The sequence below is a fragment of the Streptomyces sp. NPDC000229 genome (genome assembly GCF_040300825.1).
Taxonomy (GTDB): domain Bacteria; phylum Actinomycetota; class Actinomycetes; order Streptomycetales; family Streptomycetaceae; genus Streptomyces.
This window is the reverse complement of sequence record NZ_JBEPEL010000119.1, coordinates 1-17377: the sequence shown is the minus strand read 5'-3', so window position 1 is coordinate 17377 and position 17377 is coordinate 1. Positions and strand designations below refer to the sequence as shown.

The 17377-nt window shown below is 68.3% G+C and carries 18 protein-coding genes; 6 read left to right on the top strand and 12 right to left on the bottom strand.

Annotation, left to right across the window (positions count from 1 at the left end):
• On the top strand, nucleotides 1-671 hold a 671-nt coding region (locus tag ABT360_RS33350), incomplete at its 5' end, for a transposase family protein (RefSeq protein WP_351825083.1).
• Between the two features lie 196 nt (nucleotides 672-867).
• Here ABT360_RS33350 and ABT360_RS33340 read toward each other — a convergent pair.
• From ABT360_RS33340 to ABT360_RS33320, 5 genes are all read right to left on the bottom strand, one after another.
• Nucleotides 868-1875: a PP2C family protein-serine/threonine phosphatase gene (locus tag ABT360_RS33340; protein WP_444852370.1), complete on the bottom strand. Its 1008-nt coding sequence runs from the start codon at nucleotides 1873-1875 to the stop codon at nucleotides 868-870.
• Between the two features lie 425 nt (nucleotides 1876-2300).
• Nucleotides 2301-3305, bottom strand: a complete 1005-nt coding sequence (locus ABT360_RS33335) for a SpoIIE family protein phosphatase (RefSeq protein WP_351825080.1) — start codon at nucleotides 3303-3305, stop codon at nucleotides 2301-2303.
• Entirely contained in the window at nucleotides 3302-3703 is a 402-nt protein-coding gene (locus ABT360_RS33330; protein ID WP_351825077.1) for an ATP-binding protein, read from the bottom strand. The genes ABT360_RS33335 and ABT360_RS33330 overlap by 4 nt, the downstream gene beginning before the upstream one ends.
• Nucleotides 3704-3812: 109 nt before the next feature.
• Entirely contained in the window at nucleotides 3813-4232 is a 420-nt protein-coding gene (locus ABT360_RS33325) for an STAS domain-containing protein (RefSeq protein WP_351825074.1), read from the bottom strand.
• Nucleotides 4229-5107 carry an STAS domain-containing protein gene (locus ABT360_RS33320; RefSeq protein WP_351825071.1) on the bottom strand — a complete coding sequence of 293 codons (879 nt, stop codon included), beginning with the start codon at nucleotides 5105-5107 and terminating at the stop codon, nucleotides 4229-4231. Before ABT360_RS33320 ends, ABT360_RS33325 begins: the two co-directional genes overlap by 4 nt.
• 130 nt (nucleotides 5108-5237) lie before the next feature.
• On the opposite strand from ABT360_RS33320, the gene ABT360_RS33315 reads away from it, so the two are divergent.
• Nucleotides 5238-5717 (top strand): MarR family winged helix-turn-helix transcriptional regulator, encoded by a 480-nt coding sequence (locus ABT360_RS33315; RefSeq protein WP_351825066.1) that lies wholly within the window; start codon nucleotides 5238-5240, stop codon nucleotides 5715-5717.
• 126 nt (nucleotides 5718-5843) lie between these two features.
• Here ABT360_RS33315 and ABT360_RS33310 read toward each other — a convergent pair whose 3' ends face one another.
• Nucleotides 5844-6173 (bottom strand): MarR family transcriptional regulator, encoded by a 330-nt coding sequence (locus ABT360_RS33310; RefSeq protein ID WP_351825092.1) that lies wholly within the window; start codon nucleotides 6171-6173, stop codon nucleotides 5844-5846.
• 275 nt (nucleotides 6174-6448) lie between these two features.
• Between ABT360_RS33310 and ABT360_RS33305 the strand changes: the two genes are divergently transcribed.
• Nucleotides 6449-6922 (top strand): hypothetical protein, encoded by a 474-nt coding sequence (locus ABT360_RS33305; protein WP_351825063.1) that lies wholly within the window; start codon nucleotides 6449-6451, stop codon nucleotides 6920-6922.
• Between the two features lie 36 nt (nucleotides 6923-6958).
• Nucleotides 6959-7788, top strand: a protein-coding gene (locus ABT360_RS33300) for an IS5 family transposase (protein WP_444852371.1) whose coding sequence is annotated in 2 segments (ribosomal slippage) — nucleotides 6959-7607 and nucleotides 7607-7788 — 831 coding nt in all. Because the reading frame shifts where the segments join, the coding sequence is not laid out codon by codon here.
• Nucleotides 7789-7884: 96 nt separating this feature from the next.
• Here the strand turns inward: ABT360_RS33300 and ABT360_RS33295 are convergent.
• Nucleotides 7885-8970, bottom strand: a complete 1086-nt coding sequence (locus ABT360_RS33295; RefSeq protein WP_351825061.1) for a hypothetical protein — start codon at nucleotides 8968-8970, stop codon at nucleotides 7885-7887.
• Between ABT360_RS33295 and ABT360_RS33290 the strand changes: the two genes are divergently transcribed.
• Complete coding sequence (locus tag ABT360_RS33290) at nucleotides 8960-9160, top strand: hypothetical protein (protein ID WP_351825058.1); 201 nt, start codon at nucleotides 8960-8962, stop codon at nucleotides 9158-9160. The genes ABT360_RS33295 and ABT360_RS33290 overlap by 11 nt on opposite strands.
• A 96-nt stretch (nucleotides 9161-9256) precedes the next feature.
• Here the strand turns inward: ABT360_RS33290 and ABT360_RS33285 are convergent, their stop codons facing one another.
• From ABT360_RS33285 to ABT360_RS33275, 3 genes are all read right to left on the bottom strand, one after another.
• Nucleotides 9257-10072: a hypothetical protein gene (locus tag ABT360_RS33285; protein WP_351825055.1), complete on the bottom strand. Its 816-nt coding sequence runs from the start codon at nucleotides 10070-10072 to the stop codon at nucleotides 9257-9259.
• A 90-nt stretch (nucleotides 10073-10162) separates the two neighbouring features.
• Entirely contained in the window at nucleotides 10163-10534 is a 372-nt protein-coding gene (locus tag ABT360_RS33280; RefSeq protein ID WP_351825052.1) for an STAS domain-containing protein, read from the bottom strand.
• Nucleotides 10531-11985 carry a PP2C family protein-serine/threonine phosphatase gene (locus ABT360_RS33275; RefSeq protein ID WP_351825049.1) on the bottom strand — a complete coding sequence of 485 codons (1455 nt, stop codon included), beginning with the start codon at nucleotides 11983-11985 and terminating at the stop codon, nucleotides 10531-10533. The genes ABT360_RS33280 and ABT360_RS33275 overlap by 4 nt, the downstream gene beginning before the upstream one ends.
• Before the next feature lie 331 nt (nucleotides 11986-12316).
• Here ABT360_RS33275 and ABT360_RS33270 point away from each other — a divergent pair, with 331 nt between their 5' ends.
• Entirely contained in the window at nucleotides 12317-13189 is an 873-nt protein-coding gene (locus ABT360_RS33270) for a replication-relaxation family protein (protein ID WP_351825046.1), read from the top strand.
• Nucleotides 13190-13419: 230 nt separating this feature from the next.
• Here the strand turns inward: ABT360_RS33270 and ABT360_RS33265 are convergent, their stop codons facing one another.
• Nucleotides 13420-14058: a TnsA-like heteromeric transposase endonuclease subunit gene (locus ABT360_RS33265; protein WP_351825086.1), complete on the bottom strand. Its 639-nt coding sequence runs from the start codon at nucleotides 14056-14058 to the stop codon at nucleotides 13420-13422.
• A gap of 276 nt (nucleotides 14059-14334) precedes the next feature.
• Complete coding sequence (locus ABT360_RS33260; RefSeq protein WP_351825043.1) at nucleotides 14335-16731, bottom strand: DEAD/DEAH box helicase; 2397 nt, start codon at nucleotides 16729-16731, stop codon at nucleotides 14335-14337.
• Between the last annotated feature and the right edge of the window lie 646 nt (nucleotides 16732-17377).

Genomic DNA, 17377 nt, shown 5'->3' with positions numbered 1-17377 from the left:
TCCGATCTGGTCCTGGCGGTGGTCGGCCGTGGTGCCTGCCGCTGGCCGACCGGGTGCTGCTCGTCGCGGTGTACTACCGTACGAACCTCATCATGCGGCAGCTCGCGCCGCTGTTCGGCGTCTCGCCGGCAACGGTGTGCCGGGTCATCCAGCGGCTGCGGCCGCTCCTGGCCATCGAGCTGGCCACCCGCTCTGCCGATGTGGTCGAGCGGTTGTGGATCGTGGACGGCACTTTGATCCCGGTCCGTGGCCGCACGGTCGGAGCCTCCTCACGCAACTACCGGTTCTCCGCGAGCGTGCAGGTCATCATTGATGCCGACACCAAGCTCGTCATCGCGGCGGCCAGGCCGGTTCCCGGGACGACCGCGGACGCGAAGGCGTGGCGGGACTCCGGCCTGGCCGAGCAAGGTGAAGGCGCGACCGTGCTGGGCGACGGGGCCTACATCAACACCGGGCTCGTCGTCCCGCACCGCAAACGCCCCGGACGGACACTCCTGGCAGGCGAGGAAGAGGACAACGCCGAGCACCGACGGGTCCGGGCCCGCGTCGAACACGCCTTCGCCCGCATGAAGCACTACAAGATCCTCCGCGACTGCCGACAGCGCGGCAACGGGCTCCACCACGCCGTCCAAGCCGTCGCCCACATGCACAACCCCGCCCTCGCCGCATGATCAGACCCGCCGCAAACCCCACCCTGACCTGCCCGAACACAGCCTTCTGCAACACGCGTTAGGGGTCGTCTTCAAAGGTGATCAAGTGATGAGGGATCATGCTTGTCGTGGTGCGCCGTCATGAGCTTTGCCGGGCGGCCCGACCTGCTCCAGTCGCGCCGCGGCTCGCTGATCCAGCGGCACTTCCCCGATCTGGTCATGGCTGCGAATCGGTTGCCGCACGGCCCGGTCCTCGACGGCGAAGTGGTGGTGTGGCGCCAGGTCGCCCAGCAGCGGTTCCCTGCATATTGCGAGGCTTGGGGATCCCCTGGGGCTGGGCATGTTCGTGTGTTCCCGGCGGGGGTGGCAGCAGTCGGGCGGCGATGGCGAGAGTGTCGTCGTTGTGGAGGGCGCTGGTGAGCATGTCTGAGGCGATGGCGCTGGGGATGATGGCGGTGGGGTGGGGCTGGTGACGGCGGGCGGCTTCGATGAGCCGTGCTTCTCCTTCGAGGGGGTCTCGGCGGCTTTCGGTGAGTCCGTCGGTGTAGAGCAGGAGGAGATCACCGGGGTGGAGGGTTGTGGTCAGGACGCGGTCGCTTCCTGGTGAGGGGTAGCCGACGCCCCGGCCGCGTACTTCGAGGTAGTGGACTGTGCGGTCGTCGCGTACGACGAGTGCCGGGGGGTGGCTTCCGTTGGCGAGGGCGAGGTGCCCGGTGGTGGGGTTGAGCCGTGCCAGGAGGAGGGTGGCCATGACGTCGTGGTCGTAGGGCCTGAGGATGGCGTCGGTGCGTGCCACGATGCTGTCCAGCGGGTGGCCTTCCAGGGCGAGGGTGCGCACGGCGTGGGTGACGGCCAGGGCGGTGCGGGTGCTGGTGACGCCGTGTCCGAGGGCGTCGACGAGGGTGATGTGGATGGTGCCGTCGGGCAGGGTGAACCAGTCGTACAGATCGCCGCCGGTGGGGGAGTCGTCGCTGGCCGGGGCGTAATGGACGGCCAGCTCGAGGCCGTCGACGTGGAGCGGTCTGGGACGCAGGGCGTCTTCCAGAGCGCGCAGCACCTGGCCGTGGGAGCGGCGCAGTGCCTGGTCGCGTTCTTCCAACTGGATGTACAGCGCCATGACGCCGCTGTTGGTCTCCGCCAGCTCCCGTTCCAGCAGGTGCAGTTCGGCGGCCAGGCCGTCGGCGTGGTTGAGTGCCGCGCGCAGTTCCTCTTCGACGAGTGCCATGTCGGACGCGGAAGGGCTCGTGGGGGTTGGCAGCGCGATTGCTGGGCCTGGGCTGAAGGCGGGAGGGGGTGGAGTGGTCCGGTTCGGTTCTGGTGGCCGTGCAGGGATGGCAAGACGCCATATGAGATCGCCGTCGGGGGTGACTTCGCCGGGCAGTGGCAGGCGCCGCATCGTGACCTGGGTGATGCTTCGCCCTAGAAAGCACAAGCGGAGCGTGAGGATGTGCGAGCCGTCGTGCCCGGTCTCCCGGGCGGAAGTCAGGGTGACAAGTCGTCCTGTGCTCAGGGGGGTGGCGCATAGATCGCTGAGGGAGAGTACGAGGCGGGCTCGCACTTCGGCTTGGAGGTGATGGGTGATCGCGATGCGGCGTACGGTGCCGCGCAAAGCGCGCAGCGTGCGGACGGTGTCGCGGGTCATACAACCCCTTACAGGGCGCCGAAGACGAGGACGGTGGCGTCGTCGCGGTATCGGCGGTGGGTGTGGGCCAGGTGCGTGGCCAGGAGTGAGGGGGGCAGGTGCAGTTGGGCGGCCGAAGGGGTGTGTGTCCAGCGGTGGTCGATGCCGTCGGTGTGCACGATGAGGCTAGTGGCGTCGTGCAGGTCGACGTGCTGGACGCGTGGGGCGGGGGCGTGGTGACCGAGGATGCCTGCCTGGCCGGTGTGCTGGCTGTGTATACCGTGAACGGAGTGAGCGGTGGCTCGGATGTTGCCGATTCCGCAGTATTCCGCGCGATTTGCGTGCATGCGCAGAGCAGCTGCGGCTGCACCACGGGTGGGGCGCAAGGCTGTGTGCAGGGCGTGAAGTATGTCGGTGAGGGGGGCTTGGGCGTGCGCATGGAAGGCGCGCAGGGCTTGGTGGGCGGCTTCGGCGGCGTGTGGCCCGTGGCCCAGGCCGTCGACCACGAGGGCTGTGTGGGTGTGGCCGTGCCGCGTGATGGCGTATCCGTCGCCGCAGTCGGCTTCTCGGGGTGCGCTCAGGCACAGGGCTCCGGCATCAGGATGTGGCCGCTGTGCACCATTGGGCTGTGCAAGGAAGGCGTGGGCGAGCGTGCCGTGCTGGGGGCTGGAGCGGATGGTGAAGCGGGTGGCTATACGGTTCACCGCGCCCAGCCCCGCGCCCAGGGTGTCGGCGGTGCTGTAGCCGTCGGTGAGGCTCAGCGGGATGTCGGCGATACCGGGCCCGTGATCGGCTGCGATGATGTCGACGCCGCCGCGCAGCGGGGCCGGCTGCAGGTAGAGGGCTCCGCCACGGGCGTGCTTGTCGATGTTGCTGGCGAGTTCGCTGGCCAGAACCGCCGCCTGCTCAGGCAGGGATCCCGTCATGCCGCATCGCCGTGCCAGGGCGCGGGCCTGGTCGGCAGCGACTTGGACAGCGCTGTGGTGGTCGAGGGGGACGTGGGTGGTGGGCCGCTGCTCCAAGGGGGTGTTCATGGCTGAGTGGTCCAACGGGTGGCGATGATGGTCGTGCCCTGCCCCTCGGCGGTGTGGATGTGGAAGTCGTCCATGAGGCGGCGCGCGCCGCCCAGGCCGTGCCCCAGGCCCGTCCCGGTGGTGTAGCCGTCGGCGAAAGCGGCGTCGAGATCGCTGATGCCTGGACCGTCGTCGGTGACCGTCAGCCGGAGGCCCCGTTTGTCTGCCTGCCGGATCAGCTCGATGGTGAGGGTGCCTCCGCCGCCGTGGATGTAGGCGTTACGGACCAGTTCGCTCGCGGCGGTGACGATACGGGTCTGGTCCACGAGGGCGAACCCGGCTTCCAGGGTGGCTGTCCGCACCGCATGGCGTGCGGTGAGAAGGTCTTCCTCGCTGCCGATCGGATGATGACTGGCCACAGGCGCACCAGTTGTCTCTCCCCCTCCACTGCCAAGTCCGTGGGCGGTGGAGCTGGTGACCGCAGGCCGTGGAGGAAGGTCTTCCATGGTGACAAGGGCGGGAGAGGGGTCATCGCCAGGGCGCATGCGCCGCCTCCCGTCCGGCCGCCTTGCTGGGTGGATTTCGCTGCCATCCCAGTGCGGCCATGCCTTGTTCCGCGTTGAGGGCGGTCTCCACGCCCGGCAGCTCAAGGCCGAGTTCCACCAAGGTGATGGCCACGGCAGGCCGCATGCCGGCCACTATGACGTGTGCGCCCAGGAGGCGGGCGGTGGTGGCCAGTTCCATCAGGATGCGGGCGACGAAGGAGTCGACGAGCTCCAGCCGGGATATGTCGATGAGAACCCCCGTGGCCCGGTCGGCGACGATGCGCTCGGTGAGCTCCTCGGTGAAGGCCATGGCGGCCTTGTCGTCCAGTTCGTCGAGCAGCCCGGTCACCAGGACGTCCCCGAGGCGCAGGATCGGTACTCCGCTGCTTGCCGGGACGGTCATCGGCCCGCCACCGGGATCGTCTGGCCGGCGGGGGCGGCGATCAGGGCGATCGCGGCTTCAAGGGCGTCGGAGAGTGTCGCGCGGGTCAGGATCGCGGACAGATCGATCCCCAGCTGTGCGATGGTCTGGGCGATGGGCGGACGGATGCCGCTGATGAAGCAGTCGGCTCCCATCAGGCGCACGGCGTTGACTGTCTGCATCAGGTGGTGGGCAACGGCCGTGTCCACGGTGGGCACACCGGTGATGTCGATGATTGCTACTCGGGCTTCCCCGCTTTCGATGGCGCCCAGCAGGTTCTCCATCACGACCTGGGTACGGGAGGTGTCGAGCGTGCCGACCAGGGGCACCCCAAGTACCCGGTCCCAGAGCTGGACCACGGGAGTCGACGTTTCGAGCAACTGCCGGCTCTGGCGCCGGATGATCTCCTCACGTCCTTCCACATAGGTGGCAAAGGACATGGCTCCGGCGGCGTCCAGGACCCGGTTGATCAGCAGAGCCGCTGAGAACAGGGAGGCGGCGTCACGCGTTTCGCGCTGGACGGCCTCCAGCAGGGCCTCCTTCAGCACCAGCACCGCCAGAGCCGTGGCCGTGGGGGCAGCCCCGCGACGGGCCCGCCGCAGCGACATCTCGATCACCGCCTGGCGCAGACCCGCGTGTGCGGTCACTACATGATCTGCCGCCAGATTCCCCTGCAATCCGGAGCTGAGCTGCTCCACCAGGGCATCAGCCTCCTCACGCAGCTCGGCCTCGGTCATCCCCGAGCCCAGCGCGGCTTGTTCCCGCTGCAGTTGCACCCAGCGGTCAGCGACGCACTCGGCTTGCCCCCGCAGCGCACTGCAGAGATGGCGCCGGGCGTCGGCCTCGTCGATATCCATCCAACCTCCACAACAGTTGTCGTCCGACAAATGTTAGCCAAGGGTAAATGACCACCGGAAGGCCCAGTGCGCATACGAGCACCCTCGCGGGGCACCAGGGGAACAAGCATCCCCACGCACGCGAAGGATCATGGGCGACAGCGAGGCGGCACAATCGCGCTCGGGCGGACCCCTCGCCCCGGTGCAGGAGCAGCACGCCGCCGACCTGGCGGCGACCCTGGTGGCTCTGTCCGAGCGGGCCGCACTGTCCGCCTCAGGCCTGCCTCGTTCGACCATACGCGCACTGAGCGCCGTACAAGAAGGCGCACAGCTGTCCCTGGGCGAGCTCAGAAGGAAGCTCGGGATCGCCCCCGCGACGGCCAGCCGTATGTGCGGGCGTCTGGAAGTTGCAGGCCTGCTGGTGAGGAAGCCGGACGCCACTGACCGCCGACGGGTGGTTGTCGAGCTCACATCAAAAGGGCGGGCTCAATTGCGCACGTCTCGGGCACAGCATCTTCGTCACATCGTCACGGTCCTGCAGATGCCGGATGGGGATATGACGGCCTTCGCGCGGGCCCTTGCGCTCTTACGCGAGGAGCTTCTCCGGCACTTCGGCACCGACAAGCCCTGACCTCGGCCTAGGGGTTTGCCAGGCCGACGGAAGTGTGACCTTGGATGCCAGGACACTGCCTCACGCCGGAGACTGCGAGCAGGCGATACGAGAGGAAAGGCGCACGTTGAACAGGGCAGCTGCGTGTCACCGGCTCCGGTTATGCGCTCTCCATTGCCCCCGCTTGCCCCGTGCCGGGTGCGGTGCCGTCTGCGGCAAAGCGGAAGGCGACCAGCCCTTGTATAAGTGCCGCCCTGGTGGCCGGCGACATGGAAGAGGTGACCTCCCACAAGGCCGACTCACGTCGGGCCCGCAGGTCGGCGAGGCAGGCCGCCCCCGGCCTGTCAGGCGCAGTTCCACCTCGCGGCGACTGGCTGAGCTCGGCGAACGCGCGACAAACCAGAGGGCCTCGAGGCGGTCGCACATCCTGCTGACGGACGAAGGCGTCGACCCGAGCACCTCGCCCAGCCCTCTCAGATTGCTGCCCTCCTGGCGATCGAGAACGTACAGAGCCTTCAGCTGCGACGCTGAGACAGGGCTGTCGTCACCGCATCTCTGTTCTGGCCCCAGAGCACCTCAAGCAGATCCACTACCTCCCGGGCCGCCCGTGCGGCAACATCCCGGCTATCGCAGGAGGAGCTTTGGGAACAAGTGGCTGCCAACGTGACACTCGACAGTCCGGCCAGGCGCTGCGGCATAGAGTCCGTCTCCTTCCCTTTGCTTCCATCTTCCCGAATGGGCGGTAACCCACGGTGGGCAGAACCGGGGTCGAGCGTGCGCTGCGCAAAGCAGAGCCACACGCTCTTCTGAAAGCGGCGCAAGACACGATCACCGAAAATTTCGCGGCGATCGACGTCGACCTCCTCATGGCGGACTACGCGATGACCATACTGCAGCCGGTCTACGCGCTCCCCTACACCACCGAGCCGATTTCGGTAAACTCCGGCGCCCCTGGCCGCGCTTTCGGTTCCCAGCAGCCCTACGCCGAGCCCGACCGGCACACCTCCCAAGTGAGGCTGCACCTGCCGGTCAGCGTACGCGGAGACCGCTTGGGCGTACTGACCGTTCGCCTGCCGGCCGACCGATACACCCCTCAATCAGGCCAAGAACTACAAGACATCGCCGAAATCCTCGGCCACGCCATCCTCGTCGCTGAACGGGACGCCGACCTGTATCTCCAGGCCCGCAGAGCTAGAGCGTGTCTCCTTGATGGGTGGGTCAGTTGATCGGATTTGTCTGTCCGGTTAGTGATCACTGATGCGATGTGGGACCGGATCGAGCCGCTGATGCCGGCCGATCCGGTCCGTGGACGACGGTGGGCCGACCACCGCCGAACCCTGGAAGCCAGCGCGTGGAAGTACCGCACCTGCTCGCCCTGGCGCGACCTGCCTGAAGAGCTCAGACCCTTTCAGACCGCACACAAACGCCTGATCAGGTGGGCCGTGGATGGCACATGGGAACGGATTCCCGCGGCTGTCCTTGCAGTGGCGGATGCCGGCGACGACGTGGGCTGGACAGTCTCGGTGGACTCCACTGTCTGCCGGGCTCACCAGCATTCGGCCGGAGCCAGGAAAAAGGGGGCGCCCGGCCGCTCCGAGCCCGAGGATCACGCACTCGGACGCTCCCGCGGTGGCTTGAGCACGAAGGTCCACCTGGCCAGTGACAGCCGGGCACGGCCTCTGTCCATCCACGTCACCGCAAGCCAGGCCGGTGACGCGCCGGCCTTCGAGGCGGTCATGACCGGAATCCGGATCCCGCGAAGCGGACTCGGCCATCCAAGAACCCGCCCTGCGGTCGTCCTTGCGGATCGCGCCTACTCTTCCCGCGCGATCCGTGGGCACCTCCGTCGACGCGGCATCCGTGCCGTCATCCCGCAGCCCGCCGACCAGATCGGCCACCGTCTGCGGCGAGCCGCGCCGGAGGCCGCCCGCCCCGCTTCGACGCTGAGACATACAAGGAGCGCAATGCCGTCGAGCGGTGCATCGCCCGACTCAAGCAGTGGCGTGGCCTCGCAATGCGGACGGACAAACTCGCCATCGTTTACCAGGCCGCACTCCACCTTGCTGCCATCCTCATCTGGAGCCGGCGCTGACAAGGCGTCCGAAGGGTTCGTCAGGCCAGGGCACATGGACGACGAGCCAGTTCTGCTCTCCGTCAAAGATGCCAGCCAGGAGGTCGTGGCTGTCGATCACCTCAGAGATGCCCCGGATCTCGATCCTGTCCGACCACGCGTCCAGGTTCGGCCGAACCACGCTGGCAGCCCGCACGGCTCGCTTACCGCCAAGCGAATGCCGTAGTCGTTGATCGCCTGCCACCGCAGCGGCAGCAGCTCGACGTAGTCGTCTGCCGACAACGGCACGGGCACATGCCCCGTCACCGCCACCAAAGCTGCCCACATTTCGTTGGGTGAGACGGCGACCTGCGGCATCATCGGGTGCCGCAGCGCCTCGTGCCGGCGCTCCTGCCACCCGCAGATGACCCACTCGTCCAGCAACTCCTGCAGTTGCGCCAGGCCCCAGCACGCATCCCGCCCCGCGGCCACGCCCCTCTGGGAGACATCCGAGCCGGTATGGCCCGGCAGGTACTGGCTGAACCCGTCGGCGATGGCACGGAAGGTCCGCTCCACGTTCCCCTTGGCCGGGCCGTTCGCCGGCGGCACCGGCTGCACCGACACCCCCAGGCTCTCGCACGCCGAGACGAACGAACCCGACACATACACCCGGCCCTGGTCCACCACCACTGTCACCGGCATGATCACCGGCCGGGCAGCCGCCCCCTCGAGCCGTGCGTCCAACGCGATCAGCCGCTCGTAGGGGATGACCGACCGCTGCATCGACAGCGCCGCGTCCCACCCCGGCCGCATCGCCGTCGGCACCACCATCTGCGCCAACAGCAGCGCCGCATCCACTGACGTCGTGCCCACCGGCCGCAGCACCGCAGCACAGATGCTGCGTGTCGCCACGTCCAGCGCGATGCTCAGCTCAAGACGGCCGGTCACACCGTCGTCCAGCACCGCCAGGACATCCAGCGGCGTGCTGTCCAGCATCACCAGCTCACCCGGGCGCAGTGCCACCGTCGGCGTGAACGGAGGTGCCGGCCGCGACGCATGCCACCGCCGCTGCGCCGCCGTCCCCAAAAGGCCCTGCCCGTCGGCCACCGCGTGCACCAGCCGGTTGAACGTCGACGCCGGAGGCAGAGCCACCACCCCTGCGCCGTACTCCTGATCCAGCAGCCACCCCACCCGGCAGCGCAGCCGTACCAGCGTGCCCGTCATCCTCGCCCGGGCTAGCGCCGGCACCTGGCAGCGGCTCGCTCCGATAGTCGACCCCGCCCCCAAGAGCAGCCCGCTCCCGGGCCGCGTCCACGTTGTCCAGGATGGCGACGCCCACCCGGCCCAGGCGGTGCTGATGACCGACGCCGAAGCCGCCGACTGGCTCACCACCACGGCGGCCGGGCAGATCTGATCCCAACACGCCACGGGCCCCGGGGGGATCAGCAATGGCGTCCCCGGGGCACGGCTCGGGGGGTCGCACCGTCCAACGACGCTGCGACCCCCTTCGTCACGCGGTGGCTGGCTGCGGCTCGGTAGTCAGTCGCCTACGTGGTCGTCGTCGGCGGGCCGCGTCCTCTGTCCCTGTTGCGCGGGTTTCCGAGGCATCCGATGAGTCCGACTGCTCGACCCCTTCATCAACGGGTTCGTCGCGGCCGCTTGGCTGGTGCAAGTCGACGGCGAGGTCCAGCTTGGGCATCGAGGCCGCCACCTGGCGGGCGGCTCGTTGCAGTGGGCTGTCGATCAGTTTCAACTGGTCGGCAGCCATCTGCCGAGCGAGGCGCTGCACTGGACCATCGATCAGCGCAGCCTGCCGAGCGGCGACCTGTAGGGCGAGCTGGTTGGTGGCCGTGTCGAGTTTCGCGAGGGTGGGCGCAAGCTGTTCGGCGAGCAGGCGTTCAGCCGGGGTCTGAACAGCCAGAGCCCTGCGCTTGGCACTCGCCACGATGTCAGCGACCTGCTTCCTGAGCGCCTGCAGAATTCTCATGCACGACTCGTCACCGGTGTCAGGTGGTGAGGGCTCCTCCGAGGTGAGCAGAGTCGGAGCCGCGTCGTCGCGAGCGGAGAACAGAACCTTCATCGACCAAACACACGCGATGTAGCCGACCGGTGCCTCCACCTCGTCGACAGCGGGCCCGTATAGCAACCATTGCGCGTTGGCCGTGTACCAGACGTCTCTCTCGATCTCGTGGCCCGTGACGTCCGTGACGCTGAGCAGCTCCACCTCGGACCGGGCGAGCCGCGCGTACCACTCCTCCGTCGTTTCTCCGTCACCAAGGCCGACGAAGCCGGTGAGCGAACTGAGATCCATCGCCGTCTGCGCCACCCGGTCCCGAACGGACGCCGACTTCAGCAGTTCGGCTGCGGCAGCTTCCGCGTCTGCCCCAGAGTTGGATCGGGCCGCTGGATTGGCCGGTCAGGCGGGCTCGGGCGTGGTAGTGAGGCGGGCGTTCATCGCGGCCTCGATGCTGGGGTAGGACGGCATGACGGTGCTCAGGCCGGTCAGCTCGAGCATTCGGCATAGGCGGTCGGGCACGGCGGCCAGGGTCAGGGAGCCGTTTGCGGTCATCGCGCAGCGCATGATGCCGATCAGGGCGTTGAAGCCGGAGGAGTCGCAGAAGGTGATCCCGGTCAGGTCCAGGATCAGGTGCGGGTGTCCTTGGGCGATGACGTCGAGTGCTCCTTTGCGCAAGGCGGGAGCGGTGTGTGTGTCGATCTCTCCGTCGACGCAGAGGGCTGCCAGGTGTCCGTCGGTGTGGGTGGTGGTGAGGGTGAGGTCGTCGGTCACGGGTCAGTGCTCTGGTCGGCGCGGGCGGCGCCAGCGGCGGGCGTGGCCAGGGTGCGGGCCGTCGATGCGGCGGCCGGCTGCTCAGTGGCCGGTGCCAGGGGTACGGACAGCGCGAGTAGGGCGACGTCGTCACCGGGTGCGGTGGGCAGGTCGGTGATGAGGGCGATGGTGTCTTCGATCAGGCGGCCGGCGTCCGGGGTGGTGCGGGTGGTGAGGAAGGCGGCCACGCCTTCCTCACCCAGCATGGTCCCGTCCGGCAGGCGGGCCTCGGTGAGCCCGTCGGTGTAGAGCAGCAGGCCGTGGCCCGGGGCGAGATGGAAGGTGTGGGAGGCGAACTGGGCGCCTTCCAGTGCGCCCACGAGCATGCCGCCCCTGGGGCGTATCCCGTTCACTACCATCGCGCCGTCGTCCTCGTGCTGTATGTGGAAGGCGGGGGGATGGCCTCCCGTGGCCACGGTCACGGTGAAACCGCCGCCCGGGGCGGGCTGCAGGGTGCCGAAGACGCAGGTGCAGAACCGGCTGCCCATCGAGGGGTCGAGCAGCAGGGCGCTGTTGAGGGCGTCGAGGACTTCGGTGGGTTTGTCATGGTGCTGGGCGGCTGCGCGCAGGGTGTAGCGGGTCAGTGAGGTGACGGCGGCGGCTTCGGCGCCCTTGCCGCACACGTCCCCGAGGAAGAACGCCCAGCGCTGTCCGCCCAGGGAGAAGACGTCGTAGAAGTCACCGCCGACGTCCCGGGGCGAGTCGGTCTGGTAGTGGCAGGCCAGCTCCAGCCCCGGAACCGGTGGCAGCGCAGGAGGCAACAGGGTGCGCTGGAGGGTGGTGGCGAACGCGGTGATCGCCTCTGTGTCCCGCTCGGCCCGCGCCCGCGCCTCCTCCTCCGCCTTGCGGCGTTCCTGCTCCTCGCGCAGCAGCCGCAGACCCGAAAGCCGCAGCTCCATGGCGTCCAGGACCACCGCGGCCAGGTCGGCCAGGGTTTCGGTGTCGGCCTCGGTGATCAGACGCGGTTTGGTATCCAGGATGTTGACCGTGCCCAGCCGGTGGCCGTCAGCGGTGATGATCGGCGCCGCCGCGTAGAACCGCACCCCCAAAGGACCGGTTACCAGCGGATTGGTGCAGGCGGTCGGATCCGAAAGGGTGTCGGGGATCACCAGCGCGTCATCGCGTAGGATCGCCGACCCGCACAGTCCCGGGTCCCGGCCGATCTGCGTGACCCCTTCCAGGCCGTGAATGGCCTTGAACCAGATCCGGTCGGCGTCGACGATCGTCACGCTGGCCACGGGGACATCGAACAGGCGGGCGGCCATCGCCGCGACCCGGTCGAAAGCCCCATCGGGCGGGGTGTCGAGGATGTCGTAGCGGCGCACAGCCTCCATCCGCGCCGCCTCCACCTCGGCCGGCGGTACCCGCCTCAGCCGCGGCTCACCCGGCGAAGCCTCAGGGGCACTCGACATCACTCAGCTCCTGTCCTCCGCGACGGAACCGGTCCCAGCGCCCAGTCCTCGACCACCGACCCTACGACAGCAGCGAAACCCGCCTCTGCCCCCCGCGCATCAACCCCTCATCCACGCTGCATCTCCTCATGAACACGCCAACATCCAGCAATCTTCAAGACCCTGCCGGTCCGACATCGATGGCAATCGGTCCACATCCGATGTCACAGGACAATCACGATGCGGTCACGGCGGAGAGGTTCTTCAAGGCCGGCGTCACGCGAGAGCCGAAAACCGCACCTGTAGAAGGTGACCGGCGGGATAGGCCCGCCCCACCTTTCAGGAGCGCCCTGTGGCGAGCACCGCAGACGAGCCCGAGCAGCCCCTTGACCGGGGGGGAGCAGCCCCCCTCCGTGGACCCTCCATCACCCCCTCCGCGCCCCGTCATCATGGGCCGGACGTTTTTGCAGGTCAGGCCCGGCGGGGGAGAGGGCCTCGGAGCGCCGACAACCCTCTCGCCTCAAGGCGTCCTACTCATAGGAAGAACTCGACGGGGCCCCGGCGGAGGGAGCTGCTGCAGGCGCTGGGGATTTTCCAGAGGGCGACGCCCGATCAGTTGTGGAAGCTGCCCCGGCCGGACAACCAGCACGACAAGCTCGTACGGGACACCCTTCTGGATCTTCAGGACCACCAGCTGGTGAGGATCGAGTTGGTACGGGAGGACCAACGGCAGGTGTGGGTGCTGACCAAGCGCGGACACGGCGAGGCGAAGAAGCTGCTGGAGCCGAAGGGCATACGGGTCTCGGCGCTGCGTGAGGAGAAGTACGACCCGGTCACCGGGGAGCTGCTCGGCGCCAGCTACGACGACCACTCCGCGGCGGTCACTACGACGGCCGCCGAACTTCGCCGTGCCGGGACCGGGCACCGGCTCGGCTTCGCCACCGAGATTCCGCACCGGCTCGCGGACGGGTACGTCCAGCGGGCGGACCTGGTGGTGCGGGCGCCGGAGGCCGGGGTGCCGGTGATGCTGCTGGAGATCGACCGCCGTACCGAGGACGCGCACGACCTGGTGCACAAGCTGCGCCGGTACTGGCAGTGGGGCCGGCTGCTGGCACCGGACGCGGACAGGCTCACTGTGGACCTGGTCCGCTCCCGGCCGGGCGCGATCGAGGATGTCGGCCATGAGAAGCGGCTGTGGCGCCGGGTCCCGCACCGCCTCGGGTAACGACTCCAGCAAGCCCAGAGGCGGAACCCCCGACAACCGCGGAGCCTCCAGGACCTCGAAGTCCGCGCCGGTGAACAGCAACGACAACAGCAGCGCCGCTACCACGCCGTCCTCGGCGACCAGCCGCACCTGACCGCCGACGAGAGCGGCCACTGTCCAGGTCCGCCCCTCGAACCGCACCCGGCATCCCAGCCCCACCACCGGCCCGCCAGCCACACCACCGCCCGCGCTCATCCCGGCTCCCCCACCCACACCGGCATCCGTCCATGCATCGGAACGCCCAAATCCGCCACCAGTCGACCTGTCCACAAGGCATGGAACAGCGCGGGAAACACCCGTATCGGATCCCCGATCCGGCACACGCCCTCCCCCAGCGGCGCGGGCTCGCCGAACGCTTCCCACAACGCCGCCGCCAGCTGCACTCCACCGTGATGCCGCGGATGCCGGTATCCGGACAGCCAGGTCACGTTGCGCCGGTAGACCAGGTCCACCGGCCCGAGCATCCAGTACCGCCAGCCCACCGCGGCACACATCCGTTCGACCACCGACGCCAGGTACTGCTGCCGCTGCGAGAGTTCCGTCCTCGCGGTGCAGTCCGCCAGCACCGCCTGCCCGCTGGCCAGCCGGAGCATCAATTGCGGGGCATGCACCCGTACCCCGCCTTCCTCACGCCAGCGCAGCACAAGCGGCCGGGCGGCCAAACCACGGACGCGCCGGTCGCGGTCGAGTAGCGTCACGTGCAGCCGCATCGACGCGCACCCGTAGTGCACCAGCCGCCCGGTGGTCGACGACCACCACCATCCCGGCGCCAGGTGCTTGCCTGGCCGGACAGGGAATGGTCTCAGCGGTGGGCACTCTTCGAACGCCACCCCGGCGGCAGCCGCCGGCCAACTCGAACACCCCACCGTTCCGCCGGAAGACAGGAACAGCACGTCTACCAACTCGTCTGCCCTGTCCTCGCGTCATCGCGACCTGCAGTCCGCACACAGACCTGAACGGCTTATCGGTCCATCGGGTGTGGGAAAAGCGGTCGGCAAACGCCGCACCGCACCCAGGACAGAAGGCGGGCTGAGCCGCCCCAAGCCCTCTCGACCACCATGGCGTTGTGGCCGACCCTTGGCGCGATGTTCTGGTGTCAGGGAGTCTTAGATGCTCGCTGCTGCCCAGTCGAGTCCAAGCGCAGCCAGCGTCTGGAGTCTGTCAGCAGTGAGCTTCCCTCGCCTCGATTTCGTATTCGACAGAAATAGCCCCAGCTTCACCTGAGTCCCATCAGGCAAAACCTCGATGTGAGAGCGGCTGACAGGCCCCACAGCACCCTCTCGCGCTTTGTACTGCGTCAGAGCCGCGACACCCCGTTCGAACGCGCCAGAGACAGCCTTGGAGGCATTAGCAGTTCCTGTCGGTTCCGAGGCAGGCGGGACAACACCGACAGCTTCCAGGCGCTCGCGCTGGCCCTGCGTCAGGCCGACCCAGATTTCGGGTCTTTGCTGCCTGGCCAGCCACTTCCCCACGTCCATCCCGTGTACGGTGACGCCCGGCGTGACGATCGAGGGGTCGCTCTCTTCGCGCACCAGCTCACGTAGGGCGGCGTAGTGCCGCTGCCAGTCGGCCGGCCAGGCCGGGTTCCAGTCCGGGTCCACGGCCTCCAGCGCGGCCTTCCACTCAGGGTGTCCATCCAGCGCACCCGGGCGGCGGAGGTTGGACAACCACTGCCCCACAAACCGATCCAGCACCTTGGCGGACCGCGGTGCGCACAGCGTCCAGTGCTCCTCGTAGTACGCCTTCGCCGCCTCCAGGTTCTCCTGGAACCGCTCATCCGCCAGGCTCCAGACCATGCCCAGCTTCTCCAGCCGCCGGGCGCGCAGACCGGTCATCTGCCCCGCCCCGTACGCCCTTCGCTGCTCCGCGACCCACTGCCCAAGGGGGTAGGCGCCCTCCTTGTGCCCGTACGGCACTCTGGCGTGGCCCTCGCGCTCGGCGTACTGCTTGAGCTTTGCCCAGCCGCGCGCCCAGTCCTGCTTCTCGGTGTCGATCACGTTGAAGCTGACCCACTCCGCGACCATCACCGGGTCACGCGGGGCGGCAAAACGCAGCAGCAGACGGGATTCTTCCCCACCTTCCTCGGGCGACGGGCCGATGTATTCGGACGGCTGCACCACGTCCTTCTGCGGCTCCTGCGGAATGGCGAGCAGTTCCACGGCCTCTTCATCGTGAGCCCGCAGACCTTCAAGGACCTTCACCAACGGGCGATACGATCCCGAGGTGAACATGTCCTCCGGCTTCTCTCCCGGCTGGAGGAATACCGGCACGATCAGCGAGGCCAACTTCCCCTCACCGGGCTTCTGCCGCAAAGCGCGCCCGATGGCCTGGACGATGTCGTGCGGCGCCCCCTTGGGGTCCAGCAGCGCCACCGAGTCCACGGCCCTGATATCCACGCCCTCACCCAGGACACGACAGTTCGAAAGCACCGCCCGCCGCGCGGTGGAGCCGAACCCGGCCAGGACCTCCCGCCGACGCTCGCCGGAGTGCTCGCCGCACAACCAGTCCGCCCAGATCCGCTTCGGGTACCTCTCCGGCTCGTTCGCGTGCAGCTTCGCCGCCACCCGCTCCAGGCCCTCCGCGTACGCCTGTGCCTCCATCGTCCGGTGGTGGAAGGTGATGCACGTCTGGAGCCCGTGCTGCGCCATGGTGTGCAGCAGCGCGGCCTGGAGCGCCCCCATGCGCTGCCCGCGGACCTCTTCGGTGTGCCGGTCATCGCCCATCAGCCGCTCCGGGGTGACGACGGGGTCCTGGAGCTCCAGCACGATGATCTGGTACCGCGCCAGCAGACCGCGCGAGACGGCCGACGCCAGGCTGAGCTTGTACAGCACGGACCCGAAGACCTTCTCGTCATCCATCGAGGCCGCCATCTCACGCGGCAGCGGGTCCCGCACCCCCTCCGCAACCTCCCGGTTGAGCCGCTCTTCCCAGATCCGCGGCGTCGCCGTGAGGTACAACCGCCGGTACGCCGGGATGACGGTCTGGTCATGGATGTCCGCCCACGCCTTACCCATCGAACCCGACGTCCGGTGCGCCTCATCAACCACCGCCAGGTCCACCGGATCCAACTTCTGGCCGAAGGCACCTTCGAACGCCTCCGCCAGCACGCCCAGGGACGCGTACGTCGCGTAGATGGTGACGGGCCCGGAGCCGTGCCACAGCGCCAGCTGCACGGGGTTCGTAGTGGAGCGCACCTTCAGACTCCACAGCTCCGGGTCGTCCTGGAGCGAGCAGACGGCAACCGCCGGCCCCTTGTGCCCAGCGTTGTGCCACGCCTTCACCGTCTGTGCCAGGAGATCCAGCGTCGGCACCAAAACGAGAATGCGCCCCTTGGGAACAAGCCGCTTAGCCGACGCCGCAGCAATAATCGTCTTCCCCGTGCCACACGCGGCGTGCACCTGCCCGCGCAAGCCATTCCAGGGAATGCCGCCCGGCGGGATATCGAAGCCGCGCACAATGGCGGCAACGGCCTCGACCTGATGGTCACGCAGTTTCACGGCCATGCCCCGTGTTTCTCCTTTTCGCGGAATGTGTCGCGTAATCAGAAAGGGAACCCCGCGCGAGGTTCGCGGCCTGGGGGGTGTGGTGTTTGTTCCCAGACTCTACACAGGCTGCCAGAGTGATGCATCACCCGTGCTCCAACTTCACCCCGCGAGAGTGATACATGACCCTATCTAGCCCATGAGGGCCGGTTGAGCTGTATGCTGGCGGGGTATCGGCGAACATGTCGGAGCGAGTTGGAGAGTGAGGGAGGGGTCCGGGTGGAGCGCAGCGGAACCCGTCACTGCGGTGGGGCCGGCACCCCGACAGGCCGACGGTTCGTTACATCCGTTCCGAGGGTGGGGGCTAGGAATCCCAAGCCCTACACAGGCGCGAGCGTGATGCACCCTCCCCTTGCCGCCAGCCTCGGCACCCGCGCTTGCGCGGGTGCTCCTAATTCGCGCTTGCGCGAATTAGCACTCTTTCAGAATTCCGCTTGCGGAATTCAATTCCCGCGCTTGCGCGGGAATTTGGCGGAGCGTCAGCGGAGCCGTCACTACCGCGCGGCTTGCCGCGCGGTATCCCGCTCCGCGGGCATGGGTGGTTCTCCGCCACAAGGGGAGCAGGAAGAAAATATCCTGCCGACCCCCCGCCACGACCGCTGTTATT